Below are 19,203 nucleotides of genomic sequence, written 5' to 3'. Positions count from 1 at the left end.
TTCCTCTTTCAGTTCGCGGCCGGGACCAGGACGACCAGCGCCGTCCCCGCCTCCACCTGGTCCCCGGTCCTGGCCAGGACCTGAGCCACCACGCCGTCCATCGGCGCGTGCACTCGGGACTCCATCTTCATCGCCTCCAGGGCGAGCAGCGGCTGACCTGCCGACACCTCGTCGCCGGGCTCGACGTTCAGCTGCCAGACGGAGGCGGCGAACTCGGCCTCGACCAGGCGCCCGCCGGGCGGGACGGTGATTTCGGCCGGGGGAGCGGCCGGTGCGGCCGCCGCCTCCGCCCGGGTGAACTCGCCCGCCGCCTCCCACGCGTCCCGCTCCGCGGCGAAGGCGGTCTGCTGCCGGGACCTGAACCCGGCGATGGACCCGGCGTTCTCGGCCAGGAAGGCCTGGTACTCGGCCAGCGAGAACGTGCCCTCCTCGATGCGGGGCACGAACCGGCCGGAGGTGATGTCGGCGCGCAGGTCGACCAGCTCGTCCGCGTCGACCGGATACCACTTGATCCGGTCGAAGAAGCGCAGCAGCCAGGGCGAACCCGGCTCGAACGCGCCGCGCTGCTGCCAGCCCGACCACACCTGGGTCGTGCGGCCCACGAACTGGTAGCCGCCGGGGCCCTCCATGCCGTAGACGCACAGATACGCCCCGCCGATGCCGACGGAGTTCTCCGCCGTCCAGGTGCGTGCCGGGTTGTACTTGGTCGTCACCAGACGGTGGCGGGGATCCAGCGGGGTGGCCACGGGGGCGCCCAGATAGACGTCGCCCAGGCCCAGCACGAGGTACTCGGCGTCGAAGACCGTGCGGTACACGTCGTCCACCGACTCCAGGCCGTTCACGCGGCGGATGAACTCGATGTTCCACGGGCACCAGGGCGCGTCGTCGCGGACGCCCGCCATGTAGCGGGCGATCGCCTCGCGGGTCGCCGGGTCGTCCCAGGAGAGGGGGAGGTGGACCGTGCGGGAGGGGACGACGAGTTCGTCGCTCGGGGGGAGGGAAGCGGTGATCTCCCGTACCGCGGACAGGAGTTCGTGCTGTGCGAGGCGCCGTGGGTCGGCCTGGATCTGGAGTGAGCGGATGCCCGGGGTGAGGTCGGTGATCCCCTCCGGGCCCCGCGCGGCCACGCTCTCCATCAGCGCGTGGACGCGCATCCGCAGCGCCAGGTCGAGCTGCATCGGGCCGAACTCGACGAGCAGGTTGTCGTCGCCGCTGCGGCGGTAGGTCACATCGCCGTCCCGGGCCAGGATGCCGCCGTCCACGATGGGCGTGCGGGGTCCGCCGGACACGTCCACCGGCACGAAGCGCACCGTGTCGCCCGGTCGCAGCTGGCCCAGTTTCCAGCGCTCGGTGCTGAGCACCGTCGCCGGGCAGACGAAGCCGCCGAGCGACGGGCCGTCCGGGCCGAGCAGCACCGGCATGTCGCCGGTGTAGTCGACGGCACCGACGGAGTACGGGGTGTCGTGGATGTTGGACGGGTGCAGGCCCGCCTCGCCGCCGTCGGTGCGGGCCCAGCGCGGCTTCGGGCCGACCAGGCGGACACCGGTGCGGGCCGAGTTGAAGTGGACCTTCCAGTCGGCGGCGTAGAAGTCGTGGATGTCGTCCTCGGTGAAGAACTCCGGTGCGGCGTGCGGGCCTTCGACGGCGCCTACGTGCCATACGGCGGTGAAGTCCGGTCGGTCGTCGAGCGGCACGGGGCCGGCCCCGGCCGCCGGTTCGGCGCCCGCGGTCACCGTCCCGCCGTGCAGGACGTCGCCCGTGCGCAGTGCGCGGCCGCCGTGTCCGCCGAAGCGGCCCAGGGTGAAGGTGCTCGCGCTGCCGAGGAAGGCGGGTACGTCCAGTCCTCCGGCGAACAGCACATACGTCCGCAGGCCGTGCTCAAGGGGCGCGCCGACCTCGAGTACCGCCCCCGCGGGCACCGTCAGTGGCTCCCACCGCGCGACCGCAGTACCGTCCACGGTGACCGCGGCGGGCGCGCCCGTGACACACACGGTGGTGGGGTGCGTGAACCTCAGCACCGGCCCCTGGAGGGTGCATTCGAGCCCCGGCGCGCTCTCGTCGTTGCCGAGCGCGCGGTTGCCGAGCCGGAAGGACCGGTCGTCCATCGGGCCGCACGGTGGAACGCCGACCTGCCAGTACCCGGTGCGGCCGGGCCAGTCCTGCACGGTGGTGAGGGTGCCGCCGGAGACGACCTCGATGCGCGGGGTCGGGTCATTCACCCCGGTCAGGGTCGCCGTGGAGTGGGTGGCGGCGCGGAAGTCCCGGTCCGTGAGCGCCGCCCGTACCAGGCCCAGGTTCGTCTCGATGCCGTCGACGCGGGTGCGGGCCAGTGCCTCGTCCAGCCGCCGCAACGCGTGCGCCCGGTCGGGGCCGTACGCGATGACCTTCGCGAGCATCGGGTCGTACGACGTGGTCACCTCGGTGCCCGTCTCCACCCAGCTGTCGACGCGGACGCCCGGCGGGAACTCCACCCGGGTCAACAGGCCCGCCCCGGGACGGTGTTCGCGGGAGGGGTCCTCGGCGTAGAGGCGGGCCTCGACGGCGTGGCCGCGGGGTGCGCCCGGCTCGCGCACGACGTCCTTCTCGCCGCGTGCCAGGCGGAGCATCCAGGCGACCAGGTCGACGCCGTAGATCTCCTCGGTGACCGGGTGCTCGACCTGGAGGCGGGTGTTGACCTCCAGGAAGTACGCCTCCTCGCGGGCGGCGTCGTAGACGAACTCGACGGTTCCGGCGGAGCGGTAGCCGATCGACGCGCACAGGTCGCGCGCGGATGCGGCGAGCCGTTCACGGGTGTGCGCAGGCAGTCCTGGGGCCGGGGCCTCCTCCAGGACCTTCTGGTTGCGACGCTGGAGGGAGCAGTCACGGTCGCCGAAGGTGACCACCCGGCCGTCGCCGTCGCCGAAGACCTGCACCTCGACATGGCGGGCGTGCTCGACCAGGCGCTCGAGGAAGACTCCGGCGGACGAGAAGGAGGCGGCGGCGACGCGCTGCACCCGCTCCCAGGCGTCGACGAGTTCGTCGGCGGATCGACAGGCCGACATACCGATACCGCCGCCCCCGCCGGTCGCCTTGAGCATGACGGGGTAGCCGATGACCGCGGCCCGGTCGAGGGCCTCGTCGAGCGAGGCGAGGAGCCCCGTGCCGGGAGCGAGCGGCACCCCGGCGGCCTGGGCGGCGGCCCGGGCCGTGTGTTTGGCGCCGAACAGCTCCAACTGCTCCGGCGTCGGGCCGACGAACACGATCCCGGCGTCCTCGCAGCGGCGCGCGAAGGACGCGTCCTCGGACAGGAATCCGTAGCCGGGGTGGATCGCGCCCGCGCCGGTGTCCTTCGCGGCCCGCAGCACCAGGTCGGCGTCGAGGTACGACTCCTTCGCGGGCGCCGGTCCGAGCCGTACGGCCTCGTCGGCGAGCCGGACATGGGGTGCGCGGCGGTCCGGGTCGGAGTACACGGCGACCGTGCGCAGGCCGAGTTCACGGGCCGTGCGGATGATCCGGACCGCTATCTCTCCCCGGTTGGCGACCAGCAGCGTGTCGAAGGTCATGCCGCCTCCGCCTCGGTGATCGTCATCTCCACCGCCGTCGGCTCGAAGCCGTTGCAGGGGTTGTTGATCTGGGGGCAGTTGGAGACCAGCACCAGGACATCGCGTTCGGCGCGCAGGGTCAGGGTGAGTCCCGGCGCCGAGATGCCGTCCACGATGCCGAGCGTGCCGTCCTTCTCGACCGGCACGTTCATGTACCAGTTGATGTTGGAGACGAGGTCGCGCTTGCCGAGCCCGTACCTGGCGCCCTCGGCGAGGAAGTTGTCGACGCACGCGTGCTGCGACCAGGTGTGGTGGCCGTAGCGCAGGGTGTTCGACTCCTTGGAGCAGGCGCCGCCGACCGTGTCGTGGCGGCCCACCTGGTCGTCGGTCACCGTCATCAGCGGGGTGTGTTCGTTGGACATCAGCACGCTGCCCGTGGTCAGGAAGATGCCGCCCTGCGCGTGGATCGTGTCGGGCGCGCTGTAGCGGACCGACGTGTCGTGGGCGTCGTAGACGAGGAAGTCGACGGCCTGGTTGCCGTGCAGGTCGGTGATGGTGAGCGTCTCGCCGGCACGGACGACGGACGACCAGGCGGCGCGGGCCGCGACGACGGTGGTGCGTGCTTTCAGGTCCGGGCGCGTGCTCATGCGAGCCCCCTCGCGGCGAGGAATTCGGTGGTGTTGAGGAAGGCGCGACGGCCCTCGGGGCCGGCGTCCCACAGGGGGTCGCCCGGTCCGGTCGGCTCGGCGCGCCAGGCGAGCACCTCCAGCGGGGTGCTGACGTACTCGGGGCGCGGATCGGTCGGGTGCGGCACGTTCGCGATCAGCACGGTGACGTCCTGCTCGGCGCGCAGCGTCACGCTGCCGCCGGGGCCCGCAGAGCCGGTGAAGTCGAGGACGCCGTCCTCGCGTACCTCCACGCCCTGGAAGAAGGAGAGCGACGGTGGCAGGTCGCGCGGTTCAAGGCCGTTCTTCGCGGCCGCCAGCTTGAACAGCTCGCGGCCGGCGGGGGAGGGGCTCTGCGGGGTGCCGTCGCCGTACCGCTCGGTGTTGCGGACGAGCGTGGAGGTGCCGCACAGCGCGTCGTGCCGGCCGGAGGTGTCGGCGATCACCGAGGCGAGGACCCGGCCCTGGTCGGACAGCAGCAACTGACCCTGGCCCAGGTACGCGTTCCACTGGACCTTCACCGTGTCGGCGACGTTCAGCCGCTCCCAGGGCCGGTCGGCGGCGTACAGGAGCAGATGGGCGCAGGCGTCGCCGCGCAGGTCGGTCAGACGCAGCTCGGTGCCGCGGGCCAGGACCCGGTGCGTGTAGTTGCCGCCCGCGACGGTCTCGGCCCATACCAGGTGGCCGGCCTCGCAGGGCGGGGCCGGCCAGTCCCCGGCCGGGACGACGGGCATCGCCTCGCTGCGGGTGCCCTCCTGGGCACGCGCATGGGCGCGGGCTCCGTAAGTGGTCGTTGTCGCCATCGCGGGACCTCCGGCTCCGGGGTGCGGTCTTGTCACCAGGTCACTCACCAGGTCTTGGCACCAGGTCCGTCTTGTTGCCGGGCCCGTTTTCGGGGCCTGTTTCCGAGGGCTGTCACTGGGTCCTGCCAAGGGGGCGTGTGTTGCCCGGCCCTAATTTCTGTCGCTCGACAGAAATTAGGCGCGAGGCGCGTCACCGGCGTTGCCGCCGCGTTGCCGCTCGGTTACCGGGCCCTCACGAAGATCGCCGAGGGGTGTGGTGTGCGAGGATCGACCGTATGGGGACAGCGGGTGCACAACCGGGTCGACGGGTCGGCCGGCCACGAGCCGCGCAGCGGCCGGACAGCGGGCTGGAGCCACGTGCGGAACTCCTCACGGCCGCCGCGGAGTTGTTCACCACCCTCGGCTACGGGGCCACCTCCACCAGGGCGGTCGCCGAACGCGCCGGCATGCGCCAGGCGTCCATGTATCACTATGTCTCCGGCAAGGAGGAGCTGCTCGCCCAGCTCCTGGAGTCCACGGTCACGCCCTCACTGGCCTACGCCCGGGAGCTCCTCGCCGACGACACGGTCCCGGCCGAGGATCGGCTGTGGGAGCTGTGCCGGGGCGACGTGGAAGTGCTCTGCGGGGGGACGCACAACCTCGGAGGCCTCTATCTGCTGCCTGAGGTGCGTGCCGAGCGGTTCGCCGGTTTCCATGCCGTGCGGGCCGAACTCAAGGACGCCTACCGGCAGTTGATCGCCGCGACGGCGGCCGGTGGCGCGCTCGCCAAGAGTGCGCTCGACCTCCGCACGGACCTGGTGTTCGGGCTCATCGAGGGCGTCATCCTCGTCCACCGCTCCGACCCCGAGCGGCCCGTTTCGGTGTTCGCGGAGGCGACGGCGGACGCGGCCCTGCGCATCGTCGGGGTCTGAGCCGACGAGCTGCGGCGCACGGACACGTAACTCGTCACGGTGAGTGTTTTCGCACACCTGGTCGTCGTGACACACCGTGTACGAATGGAACCCCAGCGTGCAAATGGGTTCGAGCGTACTCCCCTCGTATGCCCGGTTTCAGGTGCTCTCTGAATATGACACGACGATGATCCGGTCGGACTAAGCTCGCCCGCAGCGCACCGAGTTGATGCGTATTCGTGCGCCTGTTCCCAAACAAGACGAAGATCCCGACATATCCATGACGTTCCCCCCCGCAAGCTCCCCCGACACCCCGCCGACTTGTCTCAGAGGGCCCACATGGTGAGTGTTCAAACTCCTCCAGGACGCCGTGAACTCCCGTACGCACGCGTGTTGTTGCTGCCCGCCATAGCGATGGCCGCGGCGACCGGGGGCGCCGTCGCACTGGTGACGGCGCCTGCCCGGACGGCTGTCGGCTGGTGCGGCGCCGTCGCCACACTGCTGGTGATCGCGACAGCGGCCGAAGCGATCCGCCGCGGCCGGACCCTGCGCGCCCGGAGCGCGGACCAGGCCCGTCACAGCGTGTATCTGGAACAACGGGTCGCCGCCCACGACGAGGAGATGACCCGCCTCGCCAAGGAGATCCTGCCGACCGCGCTCGAGCTGCTGCGCGGCGGGAATTCCCCCGGAGAGGTGATTAGCCACCTCGGTGACTACGAACCCGCGTGGCGCGAACTTCGCGAAGCGCAACTGTCGTTGCTCAAGAAGCTGCTCACCGTCGTCGACACCGAGGACGTCATGCGCGATGCCGCGCAGCGCTCCTTCGTCAACATCGCCCGCCGCGTCCAGGCGATCGTCCACCAGCAGGCCAACGAACTTCGGGAGATGGAGGAGGACCACGGCCGCAACCCCGAGGTCTTCAACGACCTGCTGCGCCTCGACCACGGCACCGCGCTGATCGGCCGGCTCGCCGACTCCATCTCGGTCCTCGGCGGCGGCCGCCCCGGCCGCCAGTGGCCCGAGCCCGTGGCGCTCTACAGCGTGCTGCGTGGCGCCATGTCCCGGATCCTGGAGTACGGGCGCATCGACCTGTCCTCCATCGCCAAGGTCAACGTCAAGGGCACCGCCGTCGAACCCGTCATCCACGCGGCCGCCGAACTCCTCGACAACGCCACCCGCTACTCGCCGCCGCAGACCAAGGTGCACGTCACCGCCACCGAGGTGCAGACCGGTGTCTGCATCGAGATCGAGGACGCCGGCGTAAGCCTGAGCGAGGAGGCCCGCGCCCGTGCCGAGGGCATGCTGGAGCGGGCCATGGCGGGCGTCGACCTGCAGGACCTCGGAGAGGACCCCCGTCTGGGCCTCGCCGTCGTCGGCCGGCTCTGCCGGACGTACGACATGCAGGTCTCGCTGCGCGCCTCCGCGTACGGCGGGGTCCGGGCCATCCTCGTCGTGCCGAGCGACATGCTCACCACCGAGCCCGGCGTCGGACTCGCGCACGGCATCGGCGCCACGGCCGTGCCCCAGCCCGAACTCGGGGCCCTTCCCGGCCCCAAGCGCACGATCAAGACGCGTCGCCCCACCAGCCCCAAGTTCGTCACTCCGGTCTCCGCGGAGGACGACGTCCCCGAGGTCACCGAGTGGACCGCCAACGGACTGCCGCAGCGCCGCAGCCGGGTCAAGACCTCCCTCACCCAGCGGTACGCCGAACAGGCCGCGATCGAGCAGGCCGAACGGGAGGGCCGGCCGACCATCTGGTCGACCGCCCGGCGCGAGCCCGAACCCGAGCCCGAGGAGAAGGCGCCCGAGCCCCCGCCGGGCCTGTGGGTCCAGGCGTTCTTCGACGGACTCAAGCGCCCGTCCTCCACCGCATTCACCCAGCCGACCAATGAACCGGCCCACGTCGAGGCCGATGACGAGGGGGACCTCAAGTGATCCAGCAGCGAGGCAACTTCGACTGGATGCTCCAGGACCTCGCCAAAGGCGTACCGGGCATCCAGATGATCGTGGTGCTCTCCGCCGACGGCCTGCGCATCGCCCGCCACGGCGGCGACCCGGACACCGCCGACCGCGTCGCCGCGGCCTGCGCGGGCCTGCAGAGCCTGGCCGGAGCCGTCGCCCAGGAGATCCCGGGCAGCGAGGGCGAGATGAAGATGGTCCTCATCGAGATCCACGGCGGCTACTTCTACCTGATGGCCGCCGGCCCCAACGCCTATCTCGCGGTACTGTCCGACGTACGTGCCGAACCGGGCTACATGAGTGCCCGCATGAGTGACCTGGTCATCCGGATCGGCGCGCATCTCACCAGCCCGCCGAGGCGCAACGGGCAGACCGTATGATTCCTCCGCAACGCCGACGGCGATACCCCAAGCAGGAGCCCGAGCCGTATTCCGGGCCTGCCCCGCAGCCCCTGCCGGACGCCGATCCGACGCACGCGCCGGACGACCAGCAGGCGCCCGAGGCGGAGAAGAAGAACCCCGAGCGGCTCTACGTGATCACCGGACCGGACGGCGTCGTCCGCACCGACCTCGACCTGGTCACGCTGATCGTGGCGAGCGCCGACCCGCCGGCCTCCGCCACGCCCGAGCAGGCGGCGCTGCTGCGGCTGTGCACGGCCCCGCTGTCCGTGGCCGAGTTGTCGGCCTATCTGAGCCTGCCGTTCAGCGTGGTGACCGTGCTGGTCAGCGAGTTGCTGACCGCCGAAATGGTGACGGCGCGCGCCCCGGTCATCCGCAAGGCGCTGGCCGACCGATCCCTTCTCGAAGCGGTGATGCATGGACTTCAAAAACTCTGACACCCTCACAGGTCCACGAGCGGAGGACCACCTCCCGCACACGGCCCAGGCGGCGGTGAAGATCGTCATCGTGGGTGGCTTCGGGGTCGGCAAGACCACCATGGTCGGCTCGGTCAGCGAGATCAAACCGCTGACCACCGAGGAGACCATGACGCAGGCCGGCGTCGGCGTCGACGACAACTACGGCTCCGAGACCAAGACGGCCACCACGGTGGCGATGGACTTCGGCCGCATCAGCATCAGCGAACAGCTCGTGCTGTACCTCTTCGGCACCCCCGGGCAGGAACGCTTCTGGTTCCTGTGGAACGGCCTGTTCGAGGGGGCGCTGGGCGCGGTCGTGCTGATCGACACCCGTCGGCTCGAGGTCAGCTTCGACGTCATGGGGCGCCTGGAGGAACGCGGTGTGCCGTTCGTGGTCGCCGTCAACACCTTCCCGGACGGGCCCCGTTACGCCATTGACCAACTGCGCACCGCGCTCGACCTGAGCGAGGACATCCCCATCGTCGAGTGCGACGCGCGCCGCCGTGCCTCCAGCCGGGACACCCTGCTCACCCTCATGCGTTTCCTGCACTCCCTCGCGATGTCGGGCGCGCTGAAGTGACCGCCGTACCCGCCCCCCACCGGCCCGCCCGCCACCCAGACCCAGACACCGGATCCACTTCGGAGCGATCACTGTGACGCCTGAATCCCACTCCCCGGCCGGTACGGACGCCGGCCTCGCCCCGCCGCCCGGCTGCCCCGCCCACGGCCGCGGCCCCGGAGGACTGCGCCGGCTCTACGGCCCCGAGGCGGAGAACCTCAGCGCCCTGTACGAACAACTCCGGGACGAACACGGCCCGGTGGCACCCGTGCTGCTCCACGACGACGTGCCGATGTGGGCGGTGCTCGGGCACGCCGAGAACCTGCACATGGTGCGCACGCCCTCGCAGTTCTGCCGGGACAGCCGCATCTGGACCCCGTTCCTTGACGGCATGGTCAAGCCCGACCACCCGCTGATGCCGCACATCGCCTGGCAGCCCATCGCGGCGCACGTCGAGGGCGACGAACACCTCAGGCTGCGCGGCGCGGTCAACGGCGCCATCTCGACGATCGACCCCCGCGGCATCCGCCGGCACATCAACCGCCACACCCAGCGCCTGGTCAACCGGTTCTGCGAGGAGGGCACCGCCGACCTGGTCAGCCAGTTCGCCGAGCACCTGCCGATGGCCGTGATGTGCGAGATCCTCGGTATGCCCGACGAGTACAACGACCGCATCGTGCAGGCCGCCCGCGACATGCTCCGGGGCACCGAGACCGCGATCGCCAGCAACGCGTACATCATGGACGCCCTCGGCCGGCTCACCGCACGCCGTCGAGCCCGGCCCGAGGAGGACTTCACCAGCTACCTCATCACCCACCCGGCGCGGCTCTCCGACGACGAGGTCCGAGAGCACCTGCGACTGGTGCTGATCGCCGCTTACGAGGCCACCGCCAACCTCATCGCGAACGTGCTGCGCATGGTGCTCACCGACCCGCGTTTCCGCGCCCAGCTCAACGGCGGTCAGATGACGGTGCCGGAAGCGGTCGAGCAGTCCCTGTGGGACGAGCCGCCGTTCAGCTCGATCTTCGCCTACTTCGCCAAGCAGGACACGGAGTTGGGCGGTCAGCGCATCCGCAGGGGTGACGGGCTCCTCTTCGGTATCGCGCCGGGCAACGTCGACCCCCGGGTGCGTCCCGACCTGGCCGCCCATATGCAGGGCAACCGCTCCCACCTCGCCTTCGGCGGCGGGCCGCACGAGTGTCCCGGCCAGGACATCGGCCGCGCCATCGCCGACACCGGCGTGGACGCGCTGCTGATGCGGCTGCCGGACGTCGAACTCGACTGTACCGAGGACGAGTTGACCTGGACCGAGTCGATGTCCTCACGCCACCTGGTGGAACTGCCGTCGCGGTTCGCGCCGAAGCCGCCGCAGGACGTCCTGCTCAAGCCGGGCCACCTGCCGATTCCGTCACAGCGCAACACATGGCAGGTCGGCACCCATCAGCCGGAGCCCGCACCCGCGCCCGGGGCCAAGCCGACACCGCAGTCGGCACCGCAGTCGGCACCACTCCCGGCACCGCAGCCGACCGCCGCCGCGCCGCGGCCCGCCCCGACGCCCGAACCGGCCCGCCCGCAGGGCGCCTGGCGCCGCTTCCTGCGCTGGTGGCGCGGCTACTGACCGGCGGCCCACCCGGCGGCCCACCCGTCGTACGACCTCCAGGCCTCAAGGGCCCGCCCGCTCCGGAACCGGTGCTCCACCCCCGTGACCGGATCGGTGAACTCCAGGACCCGCGCCAGTAGTTGGAGCGGTCGCCGGAAGTCACCGGCCGGCCCGGGGTCGGCCACCACCGGGTAGAGCGGGTCCCCGAGGATCGGCACGCCGAGCGTGTTCATGTGGACCCGCAACTGATGGGTCTGCCCGGTGGCGGGGACCAGCCGGTACCGGGCGAGCCCGTGCTCGCCGCCTGGGCCGTTGCCGCTGCCACCGGTGCCACTGCCGTCACCGGGCCGCTCGGCGAGTGCGACGTGGCTGATCGCGTTCGGCTCACCGGGCACTTCGTAGGCGGCGAGCACCCCGCGTTCCTTCACGATCCGGCTGCGCACGGTGTGGGGCAGGGCGAGCTCGGGGGCGTACGGGGCGACGGCCTCGTACTCCTTGCGCACCAGCCGGTCGCGGAACAGCGACTGGTAGGCGCCCCGCTCCTCGGGCCGTACGGTGAACAGCACGAGCCCCGCGGTGAGCCGGTCCAGCCGGTGCGCGGCGCCGAGTGCGGGGATGCCCAGCTCCCTGCGCAGCCGGGCGAGCGCGCTCTCGGTGACATGGCTGCCGCGCGGGGTGGTGGCCAGGAAGTGCGGCTTGTCGGCGACGACGATGTGCTCGTCCCGGTGGACGATCCGCACCGGGAACGGCACCGGCACCTCGGGGCGCAGCTCCCGGTGGAACCACACGAACATGCCCGGCACGTACGTCGCGTCCGCGGCCACCGCCCGGCCGTCCGCCCCGACGACCCGGCCCGTGTCGAACATCCCCTCGACGACACCGGCCTCGGCCGCGAGCCGCTCCACCAGATGCTCGCGCACCGTGGCCCAGGGCCCCTCCACGGGCAGCCGCACCCGCACCGGATCGACCCCGTCGCGCTGCGGCAGGGGAGAGGGCGGGATCCGTGTCTTTCGTCGCATCAGGACCAAGCGTACGAGGCCGACGGCGCCGCCACCCGCTCCGTCATGGGAGGGCCCCGCCCTGCGGCTTCTCGCCGGACGGCCGACCCAAGGGACGGACGTTGCACCGGCGACCCGCCCGCTCATAGGTTGACGCGATGGGACTCTTCGACAAGCTGACCGGAACCAGACATCCCGCCGACGGGGTCGCACCGGCCCCGGCCGAGGAGGTGCGGACGGCCCTGCTCGGCCTCAACCGGCCCGACGTCCCGTACGTCATCCGCGAAGGCGCCGCGGACGAGGCCGCGGACCTGGTGGCCCGGTGGCGGGTGGCGGAGCCCGCCTGGCAGACCCTCTTCATCGAGTCACAGCTGACGCGCGATGTCCGGATCGGGCTGCGTCTGGTTCAGGAGCGTCACGAGGTCCGGGTCCTCGAGGAAGGGTGGGAGGTCACCCGGGTCGGGAATCCGCCGAGGCTCAAGACCTCGGGGAGGTATACGCGCGGGCCGGACCGGACCGTGTCCCGCCGCCTGACGGTCCAGCGGGGGGAGAGCGGCCGGTTCGAAGCGACCGAGACGTTCCGCTTCGACAGCGCGGAACTGCGTGACCCGCTGCGGAACATCGTGCTCAAGTCGGGCTGGACCTGGCGCGGGGTGATCTTCGGCAAGCTGTGAGGCCGGCGGGGCGCCCTCCCCGCCGCCTCGGAGCGTGGACAGGGCGACTCATCGACCGTCCGAAGCCGCCTGTCCTCGCTGTGCCCAGGCCCGGTATCCGACTCCCGCGCCCACGGTGAACAGGAGGAACAGCACGGTGAACCACTGGAAGTACCAGTGCCCGCCCGTCGGGTCGTACACCGCGGCCCTCGGCCAGGCCAGGTTGACCGTCATGAAGAGGCCGTAGAGGAGCGCGAGGGCGTTGACCGGGACGCCCCAGTGGCCGAGGGAGAAGAGCTTGGTCCCGGTCTCGTCCGTGCCCTCGACGGCGAACTCGCCACGCAGACGGCGGACCAGCAGCGGGCCGGTGACCATCGCGTAAGCCAGGTACAGCATCACGATGCAGGTGGTGCCGATGGCCAGGAACGCGTCCGGGGAGGCGAAGTTGAGCAGCAGCAGGACAGCCGCGAGGACGCCTACCACCAAGGCCGGGGCGCTCGGCATGCCCGTACGGGGGTTGACCTTCGCGAGCTGGGCGGAGAAGGGGAGCCGGCCGTCGCGGGCCATCGAGAAGAGCATGCGGCAGGCCGCCGTCTGGATCGCGAGGGTCGCCACCGCGATCGCCACCACCACGTCGGCCAGCAGGACCCGGCCCACGCCGTCGCCCAGGCTGCTGGTGAGGACGTAGCTCAGGCCGTCGACGGACAGGTGCCCGTCGGTCAGGCTCGGAGCAGCGAGCAGTCCACCGAGGACGATCAGGGTGGCGAGCAGCCCGGCCGCGCCGAGCGCGACGAGGATGGTGCGGGGCGCGGTGCGCCTCGGGTGGTGTGTCTCCTCGCTCATCTCGCCCGCGCTGTCGAAGCCGATCATCACGTACGCCGCCGCGAAGGAGCCCACCATCAGGGCCCCGAACAGGCCGGACTGGGCGGCGGCCCCGGTGTGGAAGGTGATGCCGGGGGAGCGCTCGGAGTGGGTCAGCAGCAGGACGATGATCAGCACCGCGCCGATGATCTCGGCGGTGACGCCGACGCGGTTGATCAACGACATCACGCGGTTGTCGAGGATGTTCACCAGTGTGGTCAGCGCCAGCAGGATCACGCCGAGGACGGCCGCGTTGGCCGCGCCGTCCGCCGAGGTGACCGCCGTGTCGGTGCCGATCAGCTGGAAGCCGGACCAGATCGCCGGCAGCACCAACTGCAGCGCCAGCGCGGCCGCCGCGACCACCACGATCTGCCCGATCACCATGATCCAGCCGGCGAACCAGCCGAAGGTGAGGTTCGACAGACGCGACGACCACTGGTAGATCGCGCCCGAGATCGGATAACGCGCGGCCAGCTCGGCGAAACAGGCGGCCACCAGCAGCTGCCCGAGCAGCACGGCCGGCCAGGTCCAGAAGAAGACGGGGCCGCCGAACGCGTACCCGAAGGCGAAGAACTGGAAGACGGTGGTCAGGACGGAGATGAAGGAGAACCCGGCCGCGAACGACGCGTACCGGCCCAGGCTGCGGTGCAGTTCCTGGCGGTAGCCGAACTCCGCGAGGGAGCGGTCAGCGGAGGATTCTGGCGGATCGGGGCGTACGTCTGAGGGGGCGGTTGTCGTCACGGCGGCACCTGCCTTCGGCGCGAAGGAGCGGAGCGGAGGAGAGCGGAGGAGAGCGGAGAAGAGCGGAGAAGGGCGGAGGAGAGCTGGAGAGGAGCGAACGCGGGAGCAGAAGCAGCCGCAATTCCTGTCGGGTGACAGAAATTAGGGACGGGCTGTTTCGGCCGCGTCACGCGGTCATGTCCGCATCGGTCCCAAGTGCTCACGCCCTTGCCGTCCTAGCTCAATCGCGATACATCGTGTCTATTGCGCTTGAGGGTGGTTCACGATATGTTCGGCGACGGATATTCGGGAGCGAGGAGGTTGTCATGCCCGCGAGGCGCCGCAAGTTGAGCAATCCGCTCGCCCTGACTGTGCTGACCACGCTCTGGCAGAAGCCGATGCATCCGTACGAGATCGCGCAGACCATGCGCCAGCAGGGCAAGGACGCCAGCACGAAGATCAACTACGGCTCGCTGTACACCGTGGTGCAGAACCTCCAGAAGCACGGCTTCGTCGAGGTGACCGACGTGGAGCGGCAGGGCAACCGGCCCGAGCGCACGGTGTACGGGATCACCGAGGCCGGCCGTGAGGAGATGACCGAGTGGTTGTCGGACCTCGTCGCCGTCCCGGTGAAGGAGTTCCCGATCTTCGAGACCGCCCTCTCGCTGCTGGGCGCGCTGCCGCCCGACGACGTGGTTCGGTTGCTGAAGGAGCGGCTGGACGCCCTGGAGGTGCAGGTGGCGGGCGGGCGGGGAGTGCTGGACAAGTTCCGCGAGACGCTGCCGCGGCTGTTCCTCGTCGAGAGCGAGTACCAGCTGCACATGGCCGAGGCGCAGGCGGAGTGGGTGCGCGGTCTCCTGGAGGAGATCAGGACGGAGTCGCTGCCGGGCGTCGCGCAGTGGCGGCGGCTCCACGAGACGGGGGAGTGGCCACCGGACTTCACCTGACGAGCACCTGAGAAGAACAACCCCGGCAGGGCTGTTGGAGCAGCCCCGCCAGGGTTTCGAACCCCGAACAGGATCCACCGTGAGGCAGTTCCAGGCGATCGAGGTGCGGCACACCCAGGATAGCCCGGCGCTCTTCACGCGGATCGGCGACCACATTCGCTCATCCCAGAGAGAGCAGTCGACATGAGCAGTACTTCCGCGCCCGCGATCGAGGCGCGCCAACTGGTGAAGACGTACCCGGGTGACGTCACCGCGCTGAGCGGCCTGGACATCACCGTCCGAGCGGGCACCGTCTTCGGACTCCTCGGCCCCAACGGCGCCGGAAAGTCCACCACCGTCAAGATCCTCACCACCCTGGCCCGCCCCGACTCGGGCGCCGCCACCGTCGCCGGCCACGACGTGCTGCGCCACCCCGACCAAGTGCGCCGCGCGATCGGCGTGGTCAACCAGAACTCCGGCGCCGACCCCTCCGCCACCGGCCGCGAGAACCTCCAACTCCAGGGCAGGCTCTACGGCTTGAGGGGTGCCGCGCTCAGTCGCCGGGCCGACGAGCTGCTGGAGCGCTTCACCCTCGCGGACGCGGCCCGGCGCCCGGTGAAGGGCTACTCCGGTGGCATGCGGCGTCGCCTCGACGTCGCCCTCGGCCTGGTGCACCGGCCCGAGGTGCTCTTCCTCGACGAGCCCACCACCGGCCTCGATCCGCAGGCCCGCGGCGCCATGTGGGACGAGATCGGCCGCCTGGCCGGGGAGGAGGGTCTGACCATCCTGCTCACCACGCACTACCTGGAGGAGGCCGACCGGCTCGCCGAGCGCGTCGCCATCGTCGACCGTGGCCGGGTCGTCGTCGAGGGCACTCCCGACTCCCTCAAGGGCGAACTCCGAGGCGACGCGGTCCATGTGGAACTGCGCGCGGCGGTCGGCGAAGCCGGTCGTACGCTGCTGAAGAGCGCTCTCGGCGGACTGCCGGGCGTGCACGAGGTCCTGGTCGACGGGCACCGCGTCAGTGTCCGCGCCGACGACGGGGCCGCCGCGACCCCCGCGCTGCTCGGGGCACTCGAACGAGCCGGCGTCGGCGTCGCCACCGCGACCGTCGCCCGCCCGTCCCTCGACGACGTCTACCTGCGGTACACGGGCCGCCGTTACGCCGAGGCGGACACCGGGGCCGAGCGCGAGAGCGACGAGGGCCTCGTCCTCGCGGGAGGTGCGCGATGAGCACCGCCGTCTCCCAGACCTGGTACATGACGCAGCGTCAACTCATGGTGTTCGTACGGCAGCCCGCGTTCGCAGTGATCACCCTCGTCCAACCGGTGATCTGGCTCTTCCTGTTCGGGAACCTCTTCAAGGGCGTCGTCGAACTGGGCGGCTTCGGCACCACCTCGTACCTCGACTACCTGGTGCCGGGCGTGGTGGTGATGAGCGCCCTCGGCTCCAACATGTGGGCGGGGATGACCACACTGGACGAGATCCAGCGCGGCACGCTCAACCGCTTCCTGACCACACCGGTCAGCAGGGCCGCGCTGATGAACGGCAACGTCGTCAACAACGGCCTGGTCACCGCCCTCCAGTCGGTGATCATCGTCCTGCTCGGGCTGCTGGGCGGCGCCGACTACCCCGGCGGCATCGGCGGGATCGCCGTCCTGGTGTTCGCCGCGGTGCTGCTCGGCACGGTCTTCGGGGCGCTGTCCAACGCCCTGGGCATGCTGGTGCGGGAGCGGGAGTCGATCATCGGGATCAACACCTTCCTGCTGCTCCCGCTGACCTTCCTGTCCAGCGCCTTCATGGCGCCCGCGCAGATGCCGTCCTGGATGCGCCACATCGCCGACTTCAACCCGCTCGACTGGGCGATGGTTGCGGGCCGTTCGGCGATGTCGGGGGATCCGGACTGGGGCGACGTGCTCAGCCGGGGCGGCGCGCTGCTCGCGCTGGCGGTCGCCGCGGTATGGCTGTCGATCCGTACCTTCCGCTCCTATCAGCGGTCGGTATAGCCCGCCTCGGGTCAGGAGGGCGTGGAAGCGCCCTCCTGCTCGGCCTCGATACGCGCGTTCCAGTCCCGCTTGGAGGCCTGCCAGCCGTCCTCGTTGTGGCCCCGGCGCCAGTAGCCGGAGATCGACAGGTCCTCGCGCGCGACCCCGCGCTCGACGCGGAGCAGGTGGCGCAGTTCCTTCACGAAGTGCGCCTCGCCGTGCACGAACGCGTGCACCCGGCCCTCCGGGAACTCCAGCGACCGCACGGCCTCGACCAGTGCCTCGCCGACGGGCCGCTCGCCGCGGTGCAGCCAGACGACCTCCACGTCGGAGTCGATCTTCTGCTCCTCCTCCGGCCCGGAGACCTCCACGAAGGCATGGGCCCGGGCGCCGGCCGGCAGCGCCTCCAGGGACCGCGCGATCGCGGGCAGCGCGCTCTCGTCGCCGACGAGCAGATGCCAGTCGGCGCTCGGGTCCGGGGCGTAGGCGCCGCCCGGGCCCATGAACCGGACCGTCTCGCCCGGCTGCACCCGCAGTGCCCAGGGGCCGGCGAGACCCTCGTCGCCGTGGATCACGAAGTCCAGCGTCAGCTCGCGGTGTTCGGCATCCCAGGCACGCACGGTGTACGTCCGGGTCACCGGCCACTGCTCACGCGGGAACTCCGCGCGGATCCGCTCCAGGTCGAAGGGCTCCGGGTAGGTCGCCCCTCCGGCCGGGAAGAGCAACTTCACATAGTGATCGGTGCAGCCGTCCGGCGAGAACTCGGACAGGCTCTCGCCGCCGAGCACCACGCGCTGCATATGGGGAGTCAGCCGTTCGGTACGGATGACCTGCGCGGTGTGCGGTGTGCGCGGCTTGCGTCCCGGTCGTTCTGCCATGGCGGCCTCCCTGATCCTATAGTTAGGCTAACCTAAGCTAGCATCTCCCCGGGTGGAAGGTCCTCATGCGGGAGACCGCGGTCTCTTTAGCGGAAGTTTGCCCGCCTTCCGGGGAAACTTGCCCACGGGGAACGAGAGCACTGTTCACGATCACTGTTCACGCCGCGAGAGTGGCGAGCAGTCGCTGCAATGATCCACCCAGTCCCCAGCGGGCCGCCAGTTCCTCCAGTGCCACGGGATCGCGCGGGGTGCGCGGCAGCACGGTGTCGACTTCCGGCAGCGGGACGTCGTCCGCGACCCGGACGACCTTCGGGGCCACCGCCACATACGGCCGCGCCTCGTCCAGGCGCCGACGCTGCGACGGCGTCAGCTTCGCCTTCGGATCGTCGACCGCGGCCATGATCCCGGCCACGTCGCCGAACTCGGTGAGCAGTTTGGCCGCCGTCTTCTCGCCGATGCCGGGCACGCCCGGCAGGCCGTCGCTCGGGTCGCCGCGCAGCAGCGCCAGGTCCACGTACCCGCTGCCGTCGACGCCGTACTTCTCGCGCAGCCATGCCTCGTCCGTCAACTGCAGCGTGCCGACGCCCTTGAGCGGGTACAGCACGCGCACGCCGCGCGCGTCGTCCACCAGCTGGTACAGGTCACGGTCGCCGGTGACGATGTCGACCGGGCCCTCGGCGCGCGCGGTGAACGTGCCGATCACGTCGTCGGCCTCGTACCGGGCGACGCCCACGCGCGCGATGCCGAGCGCGTCGAGGACGGTCTCGATGATCGGCACCTGCGGTGAGAGGGTGTCCGGCACCTCCTCCTCGTCCGGGCCCGCCTCGTGCTCCTCGGCGACCCGGTGCGCCTTGTAGGAGGGGATGAGGTCGACTCGCCACTGGGGCCGCCAGTCGGCGTCCATGCACGCCACCAGATGGTCGGGGCGGTGGTCCTTGACCAGGCGGTCGATGAAGTCGAGGAGCCCGCGCACGGCGTTCACCGGTGTGCCGTCCGGGGCCTTCACGGACTCCGGGACGCCGAAGTAGGCGCGGAAGTAGAGCGAGGCGGTGTCAAGCAAAAGCCATTTTTCTGGGCGGGTCGACATGCGCACAGCATGCCACTGACGAGGGTACGACGCCGGGCTCGACGATGCCGCCGGGATCATGCTGAATCCCCGCCCATCTGCCACGGGGGGAGACAGGCGGACGGGGCGGCCTTGCGCTTATCGGCGCGGGTCTCGTACCCATCCGACCAGCCGGGGGTGAGGGCGCGCCCGGACATCCTGGCGAGATCGAAGTTGAACGTGTTCAAATAGCTGCTGTGCGGGTGACCGCGCAGCAGCTGGCG

The 19,203-nt window shown here is 70.9% G+C and carries 17 protein-coding genes; 10 read left to right on the top strand and 7 right to left on the bottom strand.

Features of this window, described 5'->3' with window-relative positions; all coding sequences use genetic code 11:
- Window positions 1–8 precede the first annotated feature (8 nt).
- Genes OHA64_RS09760 through OHA64_RS09750 form a run of 3 tightly spaced genes read right to left on the bottom strand, consistent with a single transcriptional unit; the run spans window position 9 to window position 4,989 of the window.
- Window positions 9–3,542 (bottom strand): 5-oxoprolinase/urea amidolyase family protein, encoded by a 3,534-nt coding sequence (locus tag OHA64_RS09760; protein WP_405610929.1) that lies wholly within the window; start codon window positions 3,540–3,542, stop codon window positions 9–11.
- Window positions 3,539–4,168, bottom strand: coding sequence for an urea amidolyase associated protein UAAP2 (locus OHA64_RS09755; RefSeq protein ID WP_405610926.1), 630 nt, complete (start codon window positions 4,166–4,168; stop codon window positions 3,539–3,541). The genes OHA64_RS09760 and OHA64_RS09755 overlap by 4 nt, the downstream gene beginning before the upstream one ends.
- A complete protein-coding gene (locus OHA64_RS09750) occupies window positions 4,165–4,989 on the bottom strand; it encodes an urea amidolyase associated protein UAAP1 (RefSeq protein ID WP_405610923.1) in 825 nt (274 codons plus the stop codon). Before OHA64_RS09750 ends, OHA64_RS09755 begins: the two co-directional genes overlap by 4 nt.
- 275 nt (window positions 4,990–5,264) lie before the next feature.
- Here OHA64_RS09750 and OHA64_RS09745 point away from each other — a divergent pair, with 275 nt between their 5' ends.
- The 6 genes from OHA64_RS09745 (at window position 5,265) to OHA64_RS09720 (ending at window position 10,871) form a co-directional block, all read left to right on the top strand.
- Window positions 5,265–5,900, top strand: coding sequence for a TetR/AcrR family transcriptional regulator (locus tag OHA64_RS09745; protein WP_405610920.1), 636 nt, complete (start codon window positions 5,265–5,267; stop codon window positions 5,898–5,900).
- A gap of 318 nt (window positions 5,901–6,218) precedes the next feature.
- Window positions 6,219–7,814, top strand: coding sequence for a sensor histidine kinase (locus OHA64_RS09740; RefSeq protein ID WP_405610917.1), 1,596 nt, complete (start codon window positions 6,219–6,221; stop codon window positions 7,812–7,814).
- On the top strand, window positions 7,811–8,218 hold the full coding sequence (locus OHA64_RS09735) for a roadblock/LC7 domain-containing protein (protein WP_030672479.1): 408 nt from the start codon (window positions 7,811–7,813) through the stop codon (window positions 8,216–8,218). The genes OHA64_RS09740 and OHA64_RS09735 overlap by 4 nt, the downstream gene beginning before the upstream one ends.
- Window positions 8,215–8,673 (top strand): DUF742 domain-containing protein, encoded by a 459-nt coding sequence (locus tag OHA64_RS09730; protein WP_405610913.1) that lies wholly within the window; start codon window positions 8,215–8,217, stop codon window positions 8,671–8,673. The genes OHA64_RS09735 and OHA64_RS09730 overlap by 4 nt, the downstream gene beginning before the upstream one ends.
- Window positions 8,654–9,274: a GTP-binding protein gene (locus OHA64_RS09725; protein WP_405610910.1), complete on the top strand. Its 621-nt coding sequence runs from the start codon at window positions 8,654–8,656 to the stop codon at window positions 9,272–9,274. The genes OHA64_RS09730 and OHA64_RS09725 overlap by 20 nt, the downstream gene beginning before the upstream one ends.
- A 73-nt stretch (window positions 9,275–9,347) precedes the next feature.
- Complete coding sequence (locus OHA64_RS09720) at window positions 9,348–10,871, top strand: cytochrome P450 (protein ID WP_405610907.1); 1,524 nt, start codon at window positions 9,348–9,350, stop codon at window positions 10,869–10,871.
- Here the strand turns inward: OHA64_RS09720 and OHA64_RS09715 are convergent.
- Window positions 10,865–11,872: a pseudouridine synthase gene (locus OHA64_RS09715; protein WP_405610904.1), complete on the bottom strand. Its 1,008-nt coding sequence runs from the start codon at window positions 11,870–11,872 to the stop codon at window positions 10,865–10,867. The genes OHA64_RS09720 and OHA64_RS09715 overlap by 7 nt on opposite strands.
- Before the next feature lie 137 nt (window positions 11,873–12,009).
- On the opposite strand from OHA64_RS09715, the gene OHA64_RS09710 reads away from it, so the two are divergent.
- Complete coding sequence (locus OHA64_RS09710) at window positions 12,010–12,525, top strand: hypothetical protein (RefSeq protein ID WP_405610901.1); 516 nt, start codon at window positions 12,010–12,012, stop codon at window positions 12,523–12,525.
- A gap of 48 nt (window positions 12,526–12,573) precedes the next feature.
- On the opposite strand, the gene OHA64_RS09705 is transcribed toward OHA64_RS09710, so the two are convergent.
- Window positions 12,574–14,106, bottom strand: a complete 1,533-nt coding sequence (locus OHA64_RS09705) for an amino acid permease (protein ID WP_405610899.1) — start codon at window positions 14,104–14,106, stop codon at window positions 12,574–12,576.
- A gap of 305 nt (window positions 14,107–14,411) precedes the next feature.
- Between OHA64_RS09705 and OHA64_RS09700 the strand changes: the two genes are divergently transcribed.
- The 3 genes from OHA64_RS09700 to OHA64_RS09690 all read left to right on the top strand — a co-directional run bounded on the left by OHA64_RS09700 (window position 14,412) and on the right by OHA64_RS09690 (window position 17,017).
- Window positions 14,412–15,032 carry a PadR family transcriptional regulator gene (locus OHA64_RS09700; protein ID WP_405610896.1) on the top strand — a complete coding sequence of 207 codons (621 nt, stop codon included), beginning with the start codon at window positions 14,412–14,414 and terminating at the stop codon, window positions 15,030–15,032.
- Window positions 15,033–15,215: 183 nt separating this feature from the next.
- Entirely contained in the window at window positions 15,216–16,244 is a 1,029-nt protein-coding gene (locus OHA64_RS09695) for an ATP-binding cassette domain-containing protein (RefSeq protein ID WP_405610893.1), read from the top strand.
- Window positions 16,241–17,017 (top strand): ABC transporter permease, encoded by a 777-nt coding sequence (locus OHA64_RS09690; RefSeq protein WP_405610890.1) that lies wholly within the window; start codon window positions 16,241–16,243, stop codon window positions 17,015–17,017. Before OHA64_RS09695 ends, OHA64_RS09690 begins: the two co-directional genes overlap by 4 nt.
- Before the next feature lie 11 nt (window positions 17,018–17,028).
- On the opposite strand, the gene OHA64_RS09685 is transcribed toward OHA64_RS09690, so the two are convergent.
- The gene (locus OHA64_RS09685; protein WP_405610887.1) at window positions 17,029–17,874 is read right to left on the bottom strand and encodes a siderophore-interacting protein; all 846 of its coding nucleotides are present in this window, start codon (window positions 17,872–17,874) and stop codon (window positions 17,029–17,031) included.
- 157 nt (window positions 17,875–18,031) lie between these two features.
- On the bottom strand, window positions 18,032–18,961 hold the full coding sequence (locus tag OHA64_RS09680; RefSeq protein ID WP_405610884.1) for a 5'-3' exonuclease H3TH domain-containing protein: 930 nt from the start codon (window positions 18,959–18,961) through the stop codon (window positions 18,032–18,034).
- Window positions 18,962–19,203 lie beyond the last annotated feature (242 nt).

It is taken from the genome of Streptomyces sp. NBC_00076, assembly GCF_045041235.1.
Classification (GTDB): domain Bacteria; phylum Actinomycetota; class Actinomycetes; order Streptomycetales; family Streptomycetaceae; genus Streptomyces.
This window is presented reverse-complemented; position numbering and strand designations above follow the sequence as displayed.

Coding starts and splice junctions, on each gene's coding strand:
- OHA64_RS09760 (WP_405610929.1), bottom strand. CDS start 3,542: ATGACCTTCGACACGCTGCTGGTCGCCAACCGGGGAGAGATAGCGGTC.
- OHA64_RS09690 (WP_405610890.1), top strand. CDS start 16,241: ATGAGCACCGCCGTCTCCCAGACCTGGTACATGACGCAGCGTCAACTC.
- OHA64_RS09710 (WP_405610901.1), top strand. CDS start 12,010: ATGGGACTCTTCGACAAGCTGACCGGAACCAGACATCCCGCCGACGGG.
- OHA64_RS09715 (WP_405610904.1), bottom strand. CDS start 11,872: ATGCGACGAAAGACACGGATCCCGCCCTCTCCCCTGCCGCAGCGCGAC.
- OHA64_RS09745 (WP_405610920.1), top strand. CDS start 5,265: ATGGGGACAGCGGGTGCACAACCGGGTCGACGGGTCGGCCGGCCACGA.
- OHA64_RS09685 (WP_405610887.1), bottom strand. CDS start 17,874: ATGGCAGAACGACCGGGACGCAAGCCGCGCACACCGCACACCGCGCAG.
- OHA64_RS09680 (WP_405610884.1), bottom strand. CDS start 18,961: ATGTCGACCCGCCCAGAAAAATGGCTTTTGCTTGACACCGCCTCGCTC.
- OHA64_RS09740 (WP_405610917.1), top strand. CDS start 6,219: ATGGTGAGTGTTCAAACTCCTCCAGGACGCCGTGAACTCCCGTACGCA.
- OHA64_RS09730 (WP_405610913.1), top strand. CDS start 8,215: ATGATTCCTCCGCAACGCCGACGGCGATACCCCAAGCAGGAGCCCGAG.
- OHA64_RS09725 (WP_405610910.1), top strand. CDS start 8,654: ATGGACTTCAAAAACTCTGACACCCTCACAGGTCCACGAGCGGAGGAC.
- OHA64_RS09700 (WP_405610896.1), top strand. CDS start 14,412: ATGCCCGCGAGGCGCCGCAAGTTGAGCAATCCGCTCGCCCTGACTGTG.
- OHA64_RS09695 (WP_405610893.1), top strand. CDS start 15,216: ATGAGCAGTACTTCCGCGCCCGCGATCGAGGCGCGCCAACTGGTGAAG.
- OHA64_RS09750 (WP_405610923.1), bottom strand. CDS start 4,989: ATGGCGACAACGACCACTTACGGAGCCCGCGCCCATGCGCGTGCCCAG.
- OHA64_RS09755 (WP_405610926.1), bottom strand. CDS start 4,168: ATGAGCACGCGCCCGGACCTGAAAGCACGCACCACCGTCGTCGCGGCC.